Origin of the sequence: Streptomyces ficellus, assembly GCF_009739905.1 — a bacterium.
Lineage (GTDB): Bacteria > Actinomycetota > Actinomycetes > Streptomycetales > Streptomycetaceae > Streptomyces > Streptomyces ficellus_A.
In genome coordinates this window covers 1301383-1319073 of the sequence record NZ_CP034279.1, presented here as the reverse complement: position 1 = coordinate 1319073, position 17691 = coordinate 1301383, and the positions used below count along the sequence as shown (strand labels likewise).

Below are 17691 nucleotides of genomic sequence, written 5' to 3'. Positions count from 1 at the left end.
GTCCTGCCGTGCCCACACCGCCACTGACAGAAGAAGGAAGCACCATGGCACCTTCGGCAGCCCAGAGCGCCACCCAGCGCATCGTGATCGAGAACTGCGCGATCGCGACCGTCGACGCGAACGACACCGAGTACGCCTCGGGCCACCTCGTCATCGCGGACAACAGGATCGAGTCGGTCGGGGCGGGCAAGGCCCCCGCCAACCTGGAGAACGTGGTCCGGCGCATCGACGCCACCGGCCACCTCGTCACCCCCGGCCTCATCAACACCCACCACCACTTCTACCAGTGGATCACCCGTGGCCTGGCCACCGACCACAACCTCTTCAACTGGCTCGTCGCCCTCTACCCGACGTGGGCGCGCATCGACGAGCAGATGGGGTACTCGGCGGCCCAGGGCTCGCTGGCCATGATGGCCCGCGGCGGCGTCACCACCGCCATGGACCACCACTACGTGTTCCCCAAGGACTCCGGCGACCTGTCCGGCGCCATCATCAAGGCCGCCTCCGAGATGGGCGTCCGCTTCACCCTGGCCCGCGGCTCCATGGACCGCAGCGAGAAGGACGGCGGCCTGCCCCCGGACTTCGCCGTCGAGACCCTCGAAGGCGCCCTCGCCGCCACCGAGGAGACCGTCAAGAAGCACCACGACGCCTCCTTCGACGCCATGACGCAGGTCGCCGTCGCCCCCTGCTCCCCGTTCTCCGTCTCCACCGAACTGCTCAAGCAGGGTGCCGAGCTGGCCCGCCGCCTCGGCGTCCGGCTGCACACCCACGGCTCGGAGACCGTGGAGGAGGAGCAGTTCTGCAAGGAACTGTTCGGCATGGGCCCGACCGACTACTTCGAGTCCACCGGCTGGCTCGGCGAGGACGTGTGGATGGCGCACTGCGTCCACATGAACGACTCCGACATCGAGGCCTTCGCCCGGACGAGGACCGGTGTCGCCCACTGCCCGTCGTCCAACGCCCGCCTCGCCGCCGGCATCGCGCGCGTACCGGACATGCTCAAGGCCGGCGTCCCGGTCGGCCTCGGCGTCGACGGCACCGCCTCCAACGAGTCCGGCGAGCTCCACACCGAGCTGCGCAACGCGCTGCTGATCAACCGCCTCAACAGTGTGCACCGCGAGGCCGCCCTGAACGCACGGCAGGCCCTGCGCCTCGGTACGTTCGGCGGCGCCCAGGTCCTCGGCCGGGCCACGCAGATCGGCTCCCTCGAGGCGGGCAAGCTCGCCGACCTGGTGCTGTGGAAGCTGGACACGCTCGCCCACGCCTCCATCGCCGACCCGGTGACCGCACTCGTCTTCGGCGCGGCGGCCCCGGTCACCGCGTCGTTCGTCAACGGCAAGCAGATCGTCGAGAACGACCGCCTGCTCACCGTCGACGAGGACGCCATCGCGCGCTCCACCCGGGAAGAGGCCCAGCGCCTCGCCCGGATCGCCGCCCAGGGCTGAGCCCCGGGCGCACATCGCCGCCCGCGCTCCACGCGCGGTGGGCGATCCACGAAGTCCGGTCGAGGGGGACGGCCCTCGACCGGTCGCCGTGGACCCGAGCGGGGTCCGCGGCAGCCGGACCGGGGGGTGCCGTACCGCAATGAGGTACGCACCCCCCGGAACGGTGAAGGGTGTCGGTCCCCTGGACGACACACCCCCCGGGCGCAACACCTGCAGCACCTCCCTGAAATCCACGTCCCACAGCACGTGTAACCGACCGGAGGAACCCACGTGGCCGCCAAGCCCAGGTTTCGCAACGACGAAGACGCCACCGACGCAGGAGCCGCCCCGGCGGACCGGAAGCATCCGGTCGACGAGACGCTCCCGCCCCTGAAGATGTTCACCAGCGGCCTCCAGCACGTGGCCGCCATGTACGCGGGCGTGGTGGCCCCGCCGCTGATCGTCGGCGCGGCCGTGGGGCTGTCCGGCACCGAACTCACCTTCCTCACCGGCGCGAGCCTCTTCACAGCGGGCCTCGCCACCTTCCTCCAGACCCTCGGCGTCTGGAAGATCGGCGCACGGCTCCCGTTCGTCAACGGCGTCACCTTCGCCGGTGTCGCCCCCATGCTCGCCATCATCGACACCACCGACGACAAGGCCGACGCGCTCCCGGTCATCTTCGGGGCGATCATCGTCGCGGGCCTGCTGGGCTTCATCGCCGCGCCCTACTTCAGCAAGCTGGTCCGCTTCTTCCCGCCGGTCGTCACCGGCACCGTCATCACCCTGATAGGTGTCTCCCTGCTGCCGGTCGCGTTCGGCTGGGCGCAGGGCCCCAATCCGGCGGCGGACGACTACGGTTCGACCACCTACCTCTCCCTCGCGGCGATCACCCTGGTGCTGGTCCTGGTGCTCCGGCGCTTCACCCGCGGCTTCGTCAAGCAGATCGCCGTACTGATAGGCCTGGTGCTGGGCACGCTCATCGCCATACCCTTCGGCGCCACCGACTTCAGCCCGGTCACGGAGGCGGACATCGTCGGCTTCCCGACACCGTTCCACTTCGGCGCCCCGCAGTTCGCCCTCGCCGCGATCATCTCCATGTGCGTGGTGATGCTGGTGTCGATGACCGAGTCGACCGCCGACATGCTCGCGCTCGGCGAGATCGTCGAACGGCCCGCCGACGAGAAGACCATCGCCGCCGGCCTGCGCGCCGACACCCTCGGCTCGGCGATCAGCCCGCTGTTCAACGGCTTCATGTGCAGCGCCTTCGCCCAGAACATCGGGCTCGTCGCCATGACGAGGATCCGCAGCCGGTTCGTCGTCGCCGCGGGCGGCGGCTTCCTGGTCCTCATGGGCCTCTCCCCGGTCGCCGCCTCGCTGATCTCGGTCGTCCCGCGCCCGGTGCTGGGCGGCGCGGGCGTCGTCCTCTTCGGCTCGGTCGCCGCGAGCGGCATCCAGACGCTGGTCAAGGCCGGTCTGGAGAAGGACAACAACGTCCTGATCGTGGCCGTCTCACTGGCCGTGGGCATCATCCCCATCACGGCGCCGGAGTTCTACCACGCGTTCCCGGAGACCGCGAAGATCATCCTCGACTCCGGCATCTCCACCGGCTGCGTCGCCGCCGTCCTGCTCAACCTGGTCTTCAACCACCTGGGCAAAGGAGGCCGCGACGCCGACGAGGTCACCGCCCCGATGGAACCCGGCGAGGAGATCTCCGAAACCCGCACCGCGAAGCCGGCCCCGGCGCACTGACCGCCCCGGCCCGGCGGGCGCGTACGGCACCGACGGGGTGCCGTACGCGCCCGCCGCGCGTCGGGGGCGTGGGCTCGGCCCCAGCCTCAGGGCGCCAGCACAAACACCGAGGTCGGGCCCCGGACACGACCCGGCACCAAGCCCCCGAGTTCAGGCTCGGCCGTCATCCGGCCCCCGGCTTCAAGCCCCCGGCCACGCCATCAGGTTGCTGAAGAGTTCCGCCTGCTCGATGGCGTCGTCCAGGGCGTGGTGCGTGTGGCGCCGTCGGGACAGCAGCTCGGGCGGCATCGTCCGCTTGGCCACGGCCCGGAGCGGCAGACGCGCCTTGGTGGCGTACAGCGTCTTCATGTCCATGCAGCCGGAGTGGCCGAAGGGGCTCGCGCCCGTGAACCGCATCAGGTACCAGTACAGGAACGTCCAGTCGTACGCGGCCGGATAGCCGCACATGACCGGCTGGGCGTCCCCGCTCACCCTCCGCACCCAGGCGCTGAACTCGTACAGGACGGCCTTCGGTTCGGCGCCCTCACGCAGCAGCCGCGCCCGGTCCAGGCCGCTCACCGCGAGCGCCTCGGGGACGAAGTCCTCGCTGATGGGCCGCAGCTCCCGGTAGAACGTGCGCGCCTGCGGGTCGGCCGCCGTGTACGCGTCGGCGTCCTGCCGGCCCGCCACCGCCGCCCCGATGCTCAGCATCGAGTACGGCCCGGGGATGGGACCGTCGGCCTCGATGTCGACGGAGATGTACAGACTGGGTCGGGGAGGGCGTGCCATGGTTCCGGAGCATGGCACGGCGCCCCCGCACCGCTCATCCGGTTTTCACGCGGCCACCCCCGGACGCCAGTCCGGTCGCCGGCCGCTGAGGCCGATCACCCGGTCGAGCAGGGGCGCCCCGTCGGCCACCGGCATCGGGGGGCCGAACGGGCCGCGCTCGGCGGGGTCGTCCGCGCCCGGGGCGAGGAAGGCGTACGAGATCTCCAGGGACGCCTCGTCCGGGGCGTACCCCTGGCCGGTCGCCCGGGCGAGGTCCCAGCCGTGGATCAGCACCTCGTTCAGCGCGACCAGCCCGGCCACCTCCCCGGGCAGGGTCACCCCGCCGGCCCGCGTGGTGCCCTCCCACGCCTCCGGGGCGCGCCAGGCGGCGGCGAGCTCGTCGAGCCGGCGGGGGAGCGCGGTGCGCCAGTCCTCCGTGAGCGGCGGCAGACCGGTCCCCGGATCCGTGTCCGTGGTGGGCCCGAGGTCCTTCCCCGCGGCGTCGCGGAAGGCGACCGCCAGCCCCTCCAGGTGGGCGAGGATGTCCCGCACGGTGTAGTCGGGGCAGGGCGTCGGGCCGTCCAGCCGGTCGTCCCCGACGGCGTCCAGCAGCCGCGTCACCCCGAGGGTCGCGGGTCCAAGATCGATCATGTTCTCTCCGTAGGTGTCCGTCCGTACGTCTTCGGTACGTCCCGTGGGCAGACCGCGACGGGCCCGGAATCTCATCGTCGGCCCTCACCGCGCCCTCCGCCCGCACTCCGCCGCCAGCCACGGGTACGCCCGGGCGATCGCCCCGTACACCCGCTCCCGCAGCAGCCGCTCGGCCTCCGCCCTCCCGGTCGCCCCGAAGAGGCCGTCCAGCAGCGCGTCGTACCGGCTCAGCACATGCCGCAGGTAGTCCACCTGCCACGCCGCCAACGCCCCGGGAGACCCGGGCCGCACCGCCCCCGGCCCCGGGCCGCCGCCACCGCCCGGGGGCTCGCCCGACACCAGCCGGCGGTGCCGGACCGCGCGGCGCTCCAGCTCCGCCCGCGGCAGCCTCGGCACCCGGATCGGCTCCGCCCGCAACGCCGCCAGAACCGCCTGCCTCCGGCGCTCCGCCCCCGCCCGGGCCGCCGCCCCGCCGCGCCCGGCGGCCGCCGAGCACGCCGCGAACTCCGGTGTCCGCTCCACCGCCTCCACCCGCGCCAGCAGGAACAGCCGCACCGGCGCGACCGACCACCGCCGCGGGTCCCGGCCCTGCACGTCCGGCTCTCCCAGCAGTTCCCGCACCATCCCGTCCGTCCACCCGCGCTCCCGCAGCCCGGTGAACGTCACATACGTCAGACGCCCCGTCATGATCCCCCCAACATGGTCACGGAGAGTGATGGATCCAGTGAAGCGCACCCCACTGACAACGGCATCGCCTGATCGGGCTACCCCGGCCGTGCGCGAGCGGCGCCGGGCCGGACGCGGACCATACGCTCCCCGAGTGACCGTGATCCGTACCCCTGCGCTGAACACCGGACTCGACGACTTCCTGAGCCGGGCGGACGAGGAACGGGAGGCCCGCGGCGAAGCCCCCCTGCCCCCACGCGCCGCCGACGCCGTCCTGACGCTGCTCGCCCTCCGCGGAGCCGAGCGCAGGACCGGCGTGCCCGAGCCGACCGCGCGGCTGCTGGGCCCCGTGCTCCACGAGGACCTGCCCGCCCTGCTGTGGGCCGGCCCGGAGGAGACCGACGCCGTGCCCGAGGTGCTCGTCGCGCTCGCCGACCGGGCCCGGGCGGCCGGGCGCCTGAACACCAAGCGGCACGCCCGGCTGCTCGCCGCGATCGAGGACGCCCTGCCGGAGTTCCGCCGGGCCATGGCCGACCCGTGGAACCTCACCTGGCCGCGCTGGTACGCGTCCCTGCTGCGCGCCGACGGGGCCGACGCGGACGACCCCGCCGCCGTACGGGCGTGGCTCGCCGCCCACGAGGACACCCCGCACGCCGAACGGCCCGCGCTCCCCGCGCCCCTGCACCGCTCCGACGTCGCCGCCCGCACCTTCACCGCCCGCGCGCAACTCGGCGAGACGCTGCTCGCCGCCTTCGCCCGCGACGTCGAGGAGCCCTCGCCGGCCGGCCCGCTGCTGCCCGGCGGGCCCCTGGGGGCGGACCGGCCCGACGAGGCCCTGCCCGCCGAGCTGGAGCGGATCGCGGCCGCGCTGAGCGACCGCTGGACGGCCGACGGGCTCGCCGCCGCGCTCGCCGGACCGGACGGCCCCCACGCCGGCCTCGCGCCGGGCCCCGAGTCGATCCCCCACTTCGCCCTCGCGGACCGGCTGCTCGGCGAACACCTCGACTACTACGGCGACTCCCGCCGGCCCCTCCCGCCGCCGCCCGCGCCGCCCGCCCCGGAGGAGATCGGGGCACTGCTGCACGCGGCCCCGCTCCCGGCCGCGCTGGCCGCCGGCTCCGACGACGTCCCGCACGAACTCGCCGAACGCTGCTTCGACGGCGCCGCCGCCACCGTATGGACCGACGGTACCCCGGAGGAGCTGACCGAGCTCGCCGCCGACATCCTGGCCGCCGTGGTCGAGGACATCGGCTCCACCTCCGACTCGGAGTACGCGCAGGACGCCGCGCACCTGCTGTACGCGCTCTACGAGCGGGGCGGCACCGCCGACTCCGTCGTGCGCAAGGCCGCGGAGAACGGCGACCTGCCGGTCGACCCGGAACTGGAGGACGCGCCCGTGGAGGTCCCCGAGCGCGGGCCGGACCGGCCGGCGCACGAGCCGTACGAGATGCCGCCCCGGGACCTGCTCCCCGCCCTCCTGGGCGTCCCGGACCCCGGCGACGAGGAACTGGCCGGGATCGAGGAGCACGCCCGCGCCCTGGCGGACGTCGTCGACCGGCTGGCCGCGACGGGCTGCGTCTACCGGGTGGACGACGCGTACGGCCTGACCCCGCTCGGGAGCGCCGTCCTGCGGCACGTCCTGAGCGCCGGTCACGTGGCGGTGCCGGACGCCGAGGAGGTCTCCGAGTGGGAGGCGGCCGAGGTCGTCGCCGCCGTCCGGAGCTGGCCGGAGCGGACCGCGGCCGACACCCTCGGGCGGTGGACGGCGGGCCGCGGCCTCACCGCCTGGAGCGCGCTGCTCGACGCCGCCGAGGCAGCCGGCGCCGGGACGGGCGCGGGCGCCGACGACCGGGCGGCCCGGGACCGGGGCGGGGACGACCGGCGCGGGGAACGGGACCAGGACCGGGACGGGGACCACGGGGCCGCCGGGGTCGACACGGCCGCCGTCTTCGCCCGCTTCGCGCTCGCCGCCGTCCCCGCCGAGGCGCTGCGCGCGGCCCTCGCCCGGCCGGTCACCGGGGCCCACGCCCACCGGCTGCTGGTCTCCCGCGGCGAGGCCGGCCCCGCCGACGCCGAGCGCGTGCCGCTGGGCGCCCGAGCGGCGCTGACCCTGGAGACGCTGGCCGAGTACGGACGCCGGGACCTGCGCACCCACGCCCGGGCCGCCGGGCGGAGCGGCGGGGAACCGGACCGGGACACCCCGCCCCGGGCGCTGCCCGCCGCCTTCGACGCCGCCGCGGCGGCCTGGCCCGGCGGCGCCCCCGCCCTCGTCGAGGCCCTGGTCAGGGCCGACAGCCCGGCTTCCCGCGGGGGCACCGCCCTCCGCGTCCTCGAAGGCGTCGCCGCACACCACCCCGACCCCACGGTGGCGTCCCTCGCGGCGCACGCGGCCGGACCGCTGCGCCAGGGGCGCCCCCTGCCGAAGACCCCGTGACGGCAACGCCGTTGAGGTCGTCCCGCCTCTTGAAACCCGTCCGCCCCATGTGCCATACAGGTCTGGACCAATAGCCTGTCGCCCGTGGAGGCCGATCGTGTCACGCCCGCTCACCGCCGCCGTGCTGACCGCTTCCGCCGCCCTCCTGCTCACCGCGTGCGGCGGCGGCGCGGACGCGGGCGACTCCAAGGACACCGCGCGCCCGTCCACGCCCTCGGGCGTCACCGCCCAGGCGGGCAGCGCCACGTCCGTCCACGTGATGTGGGAGCGCTCGTCCGACGACCGGGCCGTCACGGCGTACGAGGTGCTCCAGCGGGGGCGCAGGGTCATGACGGTTCCGGCCGGCAAGCGCATGGTCGACGTCGAGCGGCTCGCCCCCTCGACCGCGTACAGCTTCACCGTCCGCGCCCGGGACGCCGCCGGCAACCTGTCCGCGCCCAGCGCCGCAGCGACGGTCACCACGCCGCCCGCCGCGCCCGACGACCGGACGCCCCCGACCCGCCCGCCGGCCCTCCGCGGCACCGCCGCCGGCTCCCACGAGGCCGTGCTCACCTGGGGGCGCGCCTCGGACGACGCCGGCGTGACCGCGTACGACATCTACCAGGCCGACTCCCGCGTGCACAGCGTCCCCGGCACCGCGACCACCGCCCGCGTCACCCACCTCCGGCCGGGCACGGTCTACACCTTCACGGTCCGCGCGCGCGACGCCGCCGACAACGCCTCGCCAGACAGCCCGCCGGTCGACGTCACCACCGCCCCGGCCCCCGGCGCCGGTCCGAGCACCGCCCCGACGGGCCTCACCGCCACGGCCCGCAAGGGCGGCGTCACCCTGACCTGGACCCCGCCCCGCACCGGTGCCCCGGTCAAGGAGCACCAGCTGTACCTCAACGGGAAGTTCGCGACCACCATCGTGTGGGGCGCGACGCCGCCCCCGGGGAAGGCCGCGTACACCTTCACCGTCACCGACGGCCCCGGCACCCGCTACACCGCGAAGCTCCGCGCCAGGCTCCCCGACGGCACCTGGGGGGACTTCTCGGCGCAGCGGACCGTCGTCATTCCCTGACCGGGTCGGGTCGCCCCGAATTCGGGCAGCGGTCCGGGCACGACTCCGCCCCCCGGCGCAGTGCGACGCCAGGGGGCGGAGCGGTCCTCGGGTGGGGAACGCGGTCAGCGCACGAGCTGCTCGTACGCGGGCAGCGTGAGGAAGTCCGCGTAGTCGGCGTCGAGCGAGACCTTCAGGAGCAGGTCGTGCGCCTGCTGCCACGTGCCGGCCGCGAAGGCCTCCTCGCCGATCTCGGCGCGGACGGCGGCCAGCTCCTCGGCCGCCACCTGGCGGGCCAGGTCCGCGGTGGCCCGCTCGCCGTTCTCGAAGACGACGCCCGCGTTGATCCACTGCCAGATCTGGGAGCGGGAGATCTCGGCGGTGGCGGCGTCCTCCATCAGGTTGAAGATGGCGACGGCGCCCAGGCCGCGCAGCCACGCCTCGATGTAACGGATGCCCACCTGAACGGCGTTGCGCAGGCCGTCGTACGTCGGCCTGGCGTCGAGCGAGTCGATGGCGATCAGGTCGCCGGGCGCGACGGAGACGTCCTCGCGGAGGCGGTCCTTCTGGTGGGGCTTGTCGCCCAGCACCGCGTCGAAGGAGGCCATCGCGATCGGGACCAGGTCGGGGTGGGCGACCCAGGAGCCGTCGAAGCCGTCGCCGGCCTCGCGGTCCTTGTCGGCCTTGACCTTCTCGAAGGCGACCTTGTTCACCTCGGCGTCCTTGCGGGACGGGATGAAGGCCGCCATGCCGCCGATCGCGTGGGCGCCGCGCTTGTGGCAGGTGCGGACCAGCAGTTCGGTGTACGCGCGCATGAACGGCGCCGTCATCGTCACCGCGTTGCGGTCCGGCAGGACGAACTTGGACCCGCCGTCACGGAAGTTCTTGACGATGGAGAACAGGTAGTCCCAGCGGCCGGCGTTCAGGCCGGAGGCGTGGTCGCGCAGCTCGTAGAGGATCTCCTCCATCTCGTACGCGGCGGTGATCGTCTCGATCAGGACGGTGGCGCGGACGGTGCCCTGCGGGATGCCGACGTAGTCCTGGGCGAAGACGAAGATGTCGTTCCAGAGGCGGGCCTCCAGGTGCGACTCCGTCTTCGGGAGGTAGAAGTAGGGGCCCTTGCCCAGGTCGATGAGGCGCTGGGCGTTGTGGAAGAAGTACAGGCCGAAGTCGACGAGGGCTCCGGGGACGGGGCGGCCGTCGAAGCGCAGGTGGCGCTCCTCCAGGTGCCAGCCGCGCGGGCGCATGACGACCGTCGCCAGCTCGGAGGCGGGCTTGAGGGCGTACGACTTCTGGGTGCGCGGGTCGGTGAAGTCGATCCTGCGCTCGTAGGCGTCGATCAGGTTGAGCTGGCCGAGGACGACGTTCTCCCAGGTGGGGGCGGACGCGTCTTCGAAGTCTGCGAGCCAGACCTTGGCGCCCGAGTTCAGGGCGTTGATGGTCATCTTGCGGTCGGTGGGGCCGGTGATCTCGACACGGCGGTCGTTCAGCGCGGCCGGGGCCGGCGCGACCTTCCAGCTGTCGTCCTCGCGGAGCTGTGCGGTCTCCGGGAGGAAGTCGAGGGTGCTGGTGCGGGCGATCTCGGCTCGGCGCTCGGCGCGGCGGGTGAGGAGCTCGTCACGCCGGGGCGTGAAGCGCCGGTGCAGCTCGGCCACGAAGGCCAGGGCCGCGTCGGTGAGGACCTCGTCCTGCCGGGGCAGGGGCTCGGCTTCGACGATGGCCAGCGGGGACGGCGCTGGTGCGGACATGAGCTGTCACTTCCTTCAGCGGGGACTGTGGCACGGCGCGTGCAGCGGCCGCCGGGCATTCACGCGCGGCACTGAGTGCCGTGGGAGCCGAGATACGGTCACGGGCGCCTTCTGACGATCGGGTGCTTCTGAACAGTGGATACTAGTTTCCTCATGGTGGAAGTTCAATGGTTTGTTGATGTCGAGATTCTCTGGGTCGACAGAACATGGCGCTGAGTGCCACGCCGTTCACTCCAGGTGTGCCAGGTCGTCCACCGTGTCGATGTCGTACGGCTCCGCCACGTCCCCGCACTCGACGAGGACGATCGCCGCCTCGTGCGCCTTCAGGTACGCGCGTGCCCCGCGGTCGCCCTCCGCACTCAGCCCCACGTCCGCCCACCGGTCCGCCCCGATGAGCACCGGATGGCCGCGCTTCCCGTCGTACGCGGCGGCCGCCAGCGCGCCGCGCGAGCGGTACGCGGCGGCCACCCGGCGCACCGCCTCCGGCCCGATCCCCGGCTGGTCCACCAGTGACACGACGACGGCGTCCGCGCCGGCCGCGTCCGCGCCGCCCGCAGGGGCCGGGGGCGGCGAGGCCAGTGACGCCAGCCCCACGCGCAACGACGACCCCATGCCCCCCTCCCAGTCCGGGTTGTCGACCAGGACGCACCCCGGCAGCGAGGCCCGTTCCCGTACGGCGCCGGCGGCCGCGCCCAGCACCACGTGCACCACGTCGCAGCCGCCCGCCCGCAGTACCGCCACCGCGTGCTCGACCAGGGGGCGGCCCCGGTGCTCCAGAAGGGCCTTCGGCCGCCCGCCGAGCCGCCGGCCGCCACCGGCCGCGAGGAGGAGCCCGGCGATCCGTGGTCCGTCTGTTGTCGTATGTCCCATGTGGAGTGCATACCGCATGCGCCCGCCCCGGCGCGCGGGTGAATGCGGGGCTCCGCCTTGGATAAGGTGCGGGTCGGGATCGAGAAGAGCGGTCGACGAGAGCGGCGTTGCCGAGCCGGCAGCGCGAAGTGCGATACGGGGGACAGGAATTCATGAGTGGTGGTCCGGCACGCCAGGGAACGGTCTTCCAGCCGCTGGAGGGCGACGATCCGCGGTCGGTGGCGGGATACCGCCTCGCCGCCCGGCTCGGCGCCGGCGGCATGGGCAAGGTGTACCTCTCGTACACCCCCGGCGGCCGGCCGGTCGCCATCAAGGTGATCCGCCCCGACTTCGCCGAGGACGCCGAGTTCCGGCGCCGGTTCGCCCAGGAGGTGAAGTCCGCCCAGCGCGTCCAGGGCCTCTACACCGCGCCCGTCATCGACTCCGACACCGACGCCCGTCAGCCCTGGCTGGCCACCGCGTACGTCCCGGGCCCGTCCCTCGCCGACGCGGTGCAGGCCCACGGCAGGCTGCCCGTCGACACGGTCCTGCTGCTGGTCGCCGGAATCGCCGAGGCCCTCCAGGTCATCCACGGCGCGGGAATCGTGCACCGCGACCTCAAGCCCGCGAACGTCCTGCTCGCCGCCGACGGGCCGCGCGTCATCGACTTCGGCATCGCGCGGGCCGCCGACGCCACCTCGCTCACCGGCAGCGGAGTGACCATCGGCACCCCCTCGTTCATGTCGCCCGAGCAGGCGGCCGGCCGCACGGTCACCGCGGCCACCGACATCTTCGCCCTCGGCCAGGTCACGGCGTACGCGGCCCTCGGCAGCCCCGCGTTCGGCGAGGGCACCTCGCACGGCGTGCTCTACCGGATCGTCCACGAGGAGCCGCAGCTCGACGGGCTCCCGGACCGGCTGCGCGAACTGGTCACCCGCTGCCTGGCCAAGGACCCGGCCGAACGCCCGTCCGTCGCCGACATCCTGACCCTGTGCCAGGCGGCCAGCGACCAGACCACGCTGCGCCGCCCCGAGGAGTGGCTGCCCGGCGCGGTCGCCGCGGACATCACCACCCGCGCCGCCGCGCCCGCCCCCGTCGCGGCCACCACGCCCCCGCCGCCCGCCCAGCCGCCCACGGCACCCGCCGCCCCGGCCGCTCCCGCGACCCCGCCGCCCGCCCAGGCCCCCCAGCAGGCCCCGGCGGCGCACGCCCCGACGGCCCATGCCGCCCCGGCGACCCCGCCGCCCGGCTTCGGCCCCGCGCCCACCCAGCCCCACACCCACGCCTCCGCGCCCGCACCCGGCTACGGCTACCCGCAGACCCACCCGGCCCCCGGCGCGCCCGGTTACGGCTACCCCCAGGCCCACCCCACGCCGCCCCCGCACACCGGTCCGGCCCCGGTCGGCGCCACCACGACGACCGCCACCCCGCCCCGCAAGAAGACCAAGCGGAACCTGCTGCTGGCGCTGACCGCCACGCTCCTCGTGGCGGGGCTCGCCGGCGGCGGCGTGTACTACCTCATGAAGGGCGACGACACCAAGGGCGGCAACCAGGCGGCGAAGAGCGGCGACCCTGCCACCGGCGACTCCACCCCCGCGCAGCAGGAGCCCGTGGACAACGCCCCGGGCGGGGCGACCCCCTCACCCGAAACGCCCTCCTCCCAGAAGCCCCCGGAGCCGGTCGCCGACCCGGAGCCCGCCACCTACCAGGGCATCGACCTCACGGACGGCTACCACCTGACGCTGGCGGACGACCCCGTCAAGCCGCTCGGTGACGACGCCAACGTCGACGTCGCCTACGACTGGAGCCTGGAGAAGATCTCCGTCGAGGACGGACGGCTCATCCTCCTGCGCGCGGGCCAGAAGGGCGACCTCAACACCTGCCGGACCGAGACCCGCTATGCCGACCGGGTCGACCTGGACTCCCTGTCCAAGGGCTCCCAGCTCTGCGTCCTGACCAACGGCGGCCACGTCGGACTGGTCACCTACCAGGGCAAGTCGCCCGAATCCGACCCCAGTCACTACGTCACCCTCGACGTCACCGTCTGGCGCGGCGCCATCGCGGCGGAAGGCACCTCCTGAGTTTCGCCGGAGGAGTGGCGCTCCCCGCCCGTCATGGCGTTAAGTAAAGGGACGGGCGCACAACGTAGTGCGTGCAAGGGGCGGGAGAGCTTTTGTTGCGCAGCATGGGGCAGAGGCGCGCGGCCGACAGCGACGAGGACCCGAGGGTGACGGAACTGCGCGCCGCCGTCGCCCGCCTCCGCCGTGAACTCGCCGGCCACCCGGCCGACTTCGCCGACCGGGGCATAGCCGAGGACGAACTGGCCGCACTCGCCGCCATGACCCTCACCGGCGTGCCCGAAGTACGGCGGCTGCGCCGGTCGTTACTGCTCCTCGCGGGCGCGCTCGGCTCGGTCAGCGCCCTCGGCGACGCGCTCACCGGCGTACGCCGGGCGGTGGAGCTGTTCGGCGAACAGGCTCAGTGAAGCCCCGTCAGCGGTGGTCCGGGCGGCAGCGGGCCGCCCACCGCCGCTCCAGGGTCAGGCGCTGCCCCGCGTTCGCCCGTGCAGGGAGAGCACCGCGCTGAGTGCGGCGGCGCCGTCGAGGAGCGCGCGGGAACGAGCGGTGAGGGTGACGTCCCTGGCGGCCAGCGCCGCAACGACGTCCTCCCCACGGCGGTTGCGCCGCAACTCCGGCATCAGCGCCCGAAGGGGTGTGATGCCGTATCCGGCCTTGCGCAGTTGGTGAACGATCCGCGCGTCCCGCACGTGAGCCGGTGTGTACCGTCGCGTTCCCCGCACGGGGTCGCGGTGCGGGACGACCAGGGCCTCCGCGTGCCAGTGCCGCAACGTCGAAGGGCGCACACCGAGGGCGGCGGCGAGTTCGGAGACGCTCATCGCGTCCGAGGCCCTCACGTCCTCGATCGGCTCGCCGGCGATCGCGTGGGCGGCCTGGGTGGCCTGCCTCAGTTCCGCGCGTTCCGTGTCGAGCCGGGCGTGCGCCGCGTCGAGAAGGGCCAGCGCCTCCGAGGTGGGGCGCTGGTGGAAGGCCCGGACGATCCTCTTGGCCTCGATCGGGCCCACGCCCGCGGCGAGGGCCCGATAGGCCAGTGCGGACCGCAGATGGACCTCCCCGTACGTCCGGTGGCCCGTGGCCGTGCGGCTCGCGGGCGGAAGCACACCGTCGCGCTCGAGATTGCGAACGTGCTGAACGGAATACCCTGCGCGCCGCGCCACATCAGCGGGGCGCATACCCCCAGATTTGAGACTTGGCATCCGGCATCCCCTCTGTTTCGGCCCCGAAGTCTCCACATGCACGTGAATGCCACGCTGGACCACATGACCATCGACGAGATCATCAGCTTCGTGGGCGGGCTCGACGGCGTCCTGACCCTCAGGCCCGCACCCGGCGACGGCACGCCCGAGATCAGCTGGGGCGACACGTTCTTCTACTACGCACCCGACGGCGCCATTCCGGCGACGCGGCAACCGTTCGCGACGGTCGTGACCAAGGACTGTCCCGGCGACGAGGCGTCGCGTCTGGACCGGCCGGACACCTTCCGCGTGAATGTCGCCGCCGGGAAGGAGGCGTTCATCCGGTGGACCGGTCACGAGCCACGCGAACCGGCCTCCGCCGAGGCCGACCCCAGCGCCACCGACACCGTGATCGCGCACCCCGTCTACGGTGCCGCCGGCTGGCTGGCAGTGGTGAACCCGGGCGAGCGCACGGAAGCGTCGGTACGCGAACTGCTGCGGACGGCCCACGAGTCGGCACGCGCACGCCATGCGCGGCGCGCTGAATCGACGACCCGCCGCGGTCCAGGACGGTGACCTCTGGGTAGACGTACCCGTCGCCGCCATGGGGGTGGGCTCGCGCGGCGGACGTCAGGCCTGGCCGTTGTTCGCGGGGTTCGCCAGTGCCGTGGAGAGTTCCTTGGCGATGCCCTGGAGGATCGGGACGATCCGTTCCGTGGCCGCTTCGGTGACGCGGCCGGCCGGGCCCGAGATGGAGATGGCGGCGGCGGTGGGGGAGTCGGGGACCGACACCGCGATGCAGCGCACGCCGATCTCCTGCTCGCTGTCGTCGACGGCGTAACCGGCGTGGCGCACCTGCTCCAGGGCGCCGAGGAAGCCGTCGGGGGTGGTGATCGTCTTCTCGGTCGCGGCGGGCATGCCGGTGCGGGCGAGCAGCGCCCGGACCTCCTCCGGCGGGGTGTGCGCCAGCAGCGCCTTGCCGACGCCGGTGGAGTGCGGCAGCACGCGCCGGCCGACCTCGGTGAACATGCGCATCGAGTGCTTGGACGGCACCTGCGCGACGTACACGATCTCGTCGCCGTCGAGCAGCGCCATGTTCGCGGTCTCGCCGGTCTCCTCGACCAGGCGGGCGAGGTAGGGGCGGGCCCAGGTGCCCAGGAGGCGGGCGGCGGACTCGCCGAGGCGGATGAGGCGGGGGCCGAGCGCGTACCGGCGGTTGGGCTGCTGGCGGACGTACCCGCAGGCGACCAGGGTGCGCATCAGGCGGTGGATGGTGGGCAGGGGCAGTCCGCTGCTGGAGGAGAGTTCGCTCAGCCCGACCTCGCCCCCGGCGTCGGCCATCCGCTCCAGAAGGTCGAAGGCACGCTCCAGGGACTGGACACCGCCGGTCGCGGCGGCGGGCTTGGCGGCGTCGGTGGTGCTGGCGCTGGACGTCGGCACGTCAACGGTCCTTTCGAGGCGGATGGGCAAGTCAGCAGCCTACCGGGCCCCGTCGGCGGACACATCGCCCGCAGTGGGACGTCTTCGCCGGTCAGGCGCTGTTTTGTCCGGGTGTCCACGGGGTTCCGCGGAGGCCGGTGGGTGCCCCTCCTGTGGGGAGCTACGTTCTCCTGTGCGAAATTGGCTTTCCACTTCATGGAAACATCCAAGCCGCCCGTTCGCCACCCGGCGGAGGGTCGGGGGACTCTTGACGGGGTGGGATCGTCGGAGGAAGACTCCTTCAACAGTTCGTTGAAGAATGATGGTCTGAGAGGCGATGTGGACGGGAACGTGGAGCTGAACGGCAACGTGGACGTGACTCTGGTGCTGCGCTCGACGCGCGTCATCACCCCCGAGGGCACCCGCCCCGCCTCGGTCGCCGTCGCCGGCGGCCGGATCGCGGCGGTGCTGCCCCACGACGCCGAGGTACCGGCCGGAGCCCGGCTGGAGGACGTCGGCGACCACGTCGTCCTCCCCGGCCTCGTCGACACCCACGTCCACGTGAACGACCCCGGCCGCACCGAGTGGGAGGGCTTCTGGACCGCCACCCGGGCCGCCGCGGCCGGCGGCATCACGACCCTGATCGACATGCCGCTCAACTCCCTGCCGCCCACCACCACGGTCGGCAACCTGCGCACCAAGCAGGACGTGGCCCGCGCCAAGGCCCACATCGACGTCGGCTTCTGGGGCGGAGCCCTGCCCGACAACGTCAAGGACCTCCGGCCGCTGCACGACGCGGGCGTCTTCGGCTTCAAGTGCTTCCTGTCGCCCTCCGGCGTGGACGAGTTCCCCGAGCTGGACCAGGAGCAGCTGACCGCCTCGCTCGCCGAGATCGCCGGCTTCGGCGGCCTGATGATCGTCCACGCCGAGGACCCGCACCACCTCGCCGCCGCCCCGCAGAAGAGCTCGCCGAAGTACGCCGACTTCCTCGCCTCCCGGCCGCGCGACGCCGAGAACACCGCCATCGAGAACCTCATCGCCCAGGCCAAGAGGCTCGACGCGCGCGTGCACGTGCTCCACCTGTCCTCCAGCGACGCCCTGCCGCTGATCGCCGCCGCCCGCCGCGACGGCGTGCAGATCACCGTCGAGAGCTGCCCGCACTTCCTCACCCTCACCGCCGAGGAGGTGCCGGACGGGGCCACGGAGTTCAAGTGCTGCCCGCCCATCCGGGAGGCCGCCAACCAGGACGCGCTGTGGGAGGGCCTCGCCGACGGCACGATCGACGCGATCGTCTCCGACCACTCGCCCTCCACCGCCGACCTGAAGACCCCCGACTTCTCCACCGCCTGGGGCGGCATCTCCTCCCTCCAGCTGGGCCTGCCCGCCATCTGGACCGAGGCCCGCCGCCGCGGCCACACGCTCGAGGACGTCGTCCGCTGGATGTCCACCGCCCCGGCCCGGCTCGCGGGCCTGGACCGCAAGGGCGCCATCGAGCCCGGCCGCGACGCCGACTTCGCCGTCCTCGCGCCCGACGAGACGTTCACCGTCGACCCGGCCGCGCTCCACCACCGCAACCAGGTCACCGCCTACGCCGGCAAGACCCTGCACGGCGTCGTCAGGTCCACCTGGCTGCGCGGCGTCCGCATCGCCGACAACGGCACCCTCGCCGAGCCGACCGGCCGGCTCCTCGAAAGGAACACGTGACCCCC

At 73.6% G+C, this 17691-nt stretch carries 15 protein-coding genes; 8 read left to right on the top strand and 7 right to left on the bottom strand.

Annotation, left to right across the window (positions count from 1 at the left end):
• The first annotated feature begins 44 nt into the window (after positions 1-44).
• Positions 45-1445, top strand: a complete 1401-nt coding sequence (locus tag EIZ62_RS05800) for an 8-oxoguanine deaminase (RefSeq protein WP_156691643.1) — start codon at positions 45-47, stop codon at positions 1443-1445.
• Between the two features lie 270 nt (positions 1446-1715).
• A complete protein-coding gene (locus tag EIZ62_RS05795) occupies positions 1716-3173 on the top strand; it encodes a nucleobase:cation symporter-2 family protein (protein ID WP_167536339.1) in 1458 nt (485 codons plus the stop codon).
• Positions 3174-3353: 180 nt separating this feature from the next.
• Here the strand turns inward: EIZ62_RS05795 and EIZ62_RS05790 are convergent, their stop codons facing one another.
• From EIZ62_RS05790 to EIZ62_RS05780, 3 genes are all read right to left on the bottom strand, one after another.
• Complete coding sequence (locus EIZ62_RS05790; RefSeq protein ID WP_156691642.1) at positions 3354-3941, bottom strand: 3'-5' exonuclease; 588 nt, start codon at positions 3939-3941, stop codon at positions 3354-3356.
• 45 nt (positions 3942-3986) lie between these two features.
• Positions 3987-4571: a TIGR03086 family metal-binding protein gene (locus EIZ62_RS05785; RefSeq protein WP_156691641.1), complete on the bottom strand. Its 585-nt coding sequence runs from the start codon at positions 4569-4571 to the stop codon at positions 3987-3989.
• Between the two features lie 84 nt (positions 4572-4655).
• On the bottom strand, positions 4656-5258 hold the full coding sequence (locus EIZ62_RS05780) for a hypothetical protein (protein ID WP_156691640.1): 603 nt from the start codon (positions 5256-5258) through the stop codon (positions 4656-4658).
• A 133-nt stretch (positions 5259-5391) separates the two neighbouring features.
• Here EIZ62_RS05780 and EIZ62_RS05775 point away from each other — a divergent pair, with 133 nt between their 5' ends.
• Both EIZ62_RS05775 and EIZ62_RS05770 read left to right on the top strand, forming a co-directional pair.
• The gene (locus EIZ62_RS05775) at positions 5392-7671 is read left to right on the top strand and encodes a hypothetical protein (RefSeq protein WP_156691639.1); all 2280 of its coding nucleotides are present in this window, start codon (positions 5392-5394) and stop codon (positions 7669-7671) included.
• Between the two features lie 97 nt (positions 7672-7768).
• Positions 7769-8734: a fibronectin type III domain-containing protein gene (locus EIZ62_RS05770; RefSeq protein WP_167536338.1), complete on the top strand. Its 966-nt coding sequence runs from the start codon at positions 7769-7771 to the stop codon at positions 8732-8734.
• Between the two features lie 104 nt (positions 8735-8838).
• On the opposite strand, the gene aceB is transcribed toward EIZ62_RS05770, so the two are convergent.
• Both aceB and EIZ62_RS05760 read right to left on the bottom strand, forming a co-directional pair.
• Positions 8839-10461, bottom strand: coding sequence for a malate synthase A (gene aceB, locus EIZ62_RS05765; protein WP_156691638.1), 1623 nt, complete (start codon positions 10459-10461; stop codon positions 8839-8841).
• A gap of 228 nt (positions 10462-10689) precedes the next feature.
• Entirely contained in the window at positions 10690-11331 is a 642-nt protein-coding gene (locus EIZ62_RS05760; protein WP_156691637.1) for a nucleotidyltransferase family protein, read from the bottom strand.
• Between the two features lie 152 nt (positions 11332-11483).
• On the opposite strand from EIZ62_RS05760, the gene EIZ62_RS05755 reads away from it, so the two are divergent.
• Both EIZ62_RS05755 and EIZ62_RS05750 read left to right on the top strand, forming a co-directional pair.
• Positions 11484-13391, top strand: a complete 1908-nt coding sequence (locus EIZ62_RS05755; protein WP_156691636.1) for a serine/threonine-protein kinase — start codon at positions 11484-11486, stop codon at positions 13389-13391.
• A gap of 92 nt (positions 13392-13483) precedes the next feature.
• The gene (locus EIZ62_RS05750; RefSeq protein ID WP_156691635.1) at positions 13484-13795 is read left to right on the top strand and encodes a DUF5955 family protein; all 312 of its coding nucleotides are present in this window, start codon (positions 13484-13486) and stop codon (positions 13793-13795) included.
• A gap of 54 nt (positions 13796-13849) precedes the next feature.
• Here EIZ62_RS05750 and EIZ62_RS05745 read toward each other — a convergent pair whose 3' ends face one another.
• Positions 13850-14560 (bottom strand): MerR family transcriptional regulator, encoded by a 711-nt coding sequence (locus EIZ62_RS05745; protein WP_341873928.1) that lies wholly within the window; start codon positions 14558-14560, stop codon positions 13850-13852.
• Positions 14561-14647: 87 nt separating this feature from the next.
• Here EIZ62_RS05745 and EIZ62_RS05740 point away from each other — a divergent pair, with 87 nt between their 5' ends.
• A complete protein-coding gene (locus EIZ62_RS05740; RefSeq protein WP_156691633.1) occupies positions 14648-15139 on the top strand; it encodes a DUF6194 family protein in 492 nt (163 codons plus the stop codon).
• 54 nt (positions 15140-15193) lie between these two features.
• On the opposite strand, the gene EIZ62_RS05735 is transcribed toward EIZ62_RS05740, so the two are convergent.
• Positions 15194-16003 (bottom strand): IclR family transcriptional regulator, encoded by an 810-nt coding sequence (locus tag EIZ62_RS05735; protein ID WP_156691632.1) that lies wholly within the window; start codon positions 16001-16003, stop codon positions 15194-15196.
• Between the two features lie 348 nt (positions 16004-16351).
• Between EIZ62_RS05735 and allB the strand changes: the two genes are divergently transcribed.
• A complete protein-coding gene (gene allB / locus EIZ62_RS05730; RefSeq protein WP_244376132.1) occupies positions 16352-17686 on the top strand; it encodes an allantoinase AllB in 1335 nt (444 codons plus the stop codon).
• Positions 17687-17691: the final 5 nt, after the last annotated feature.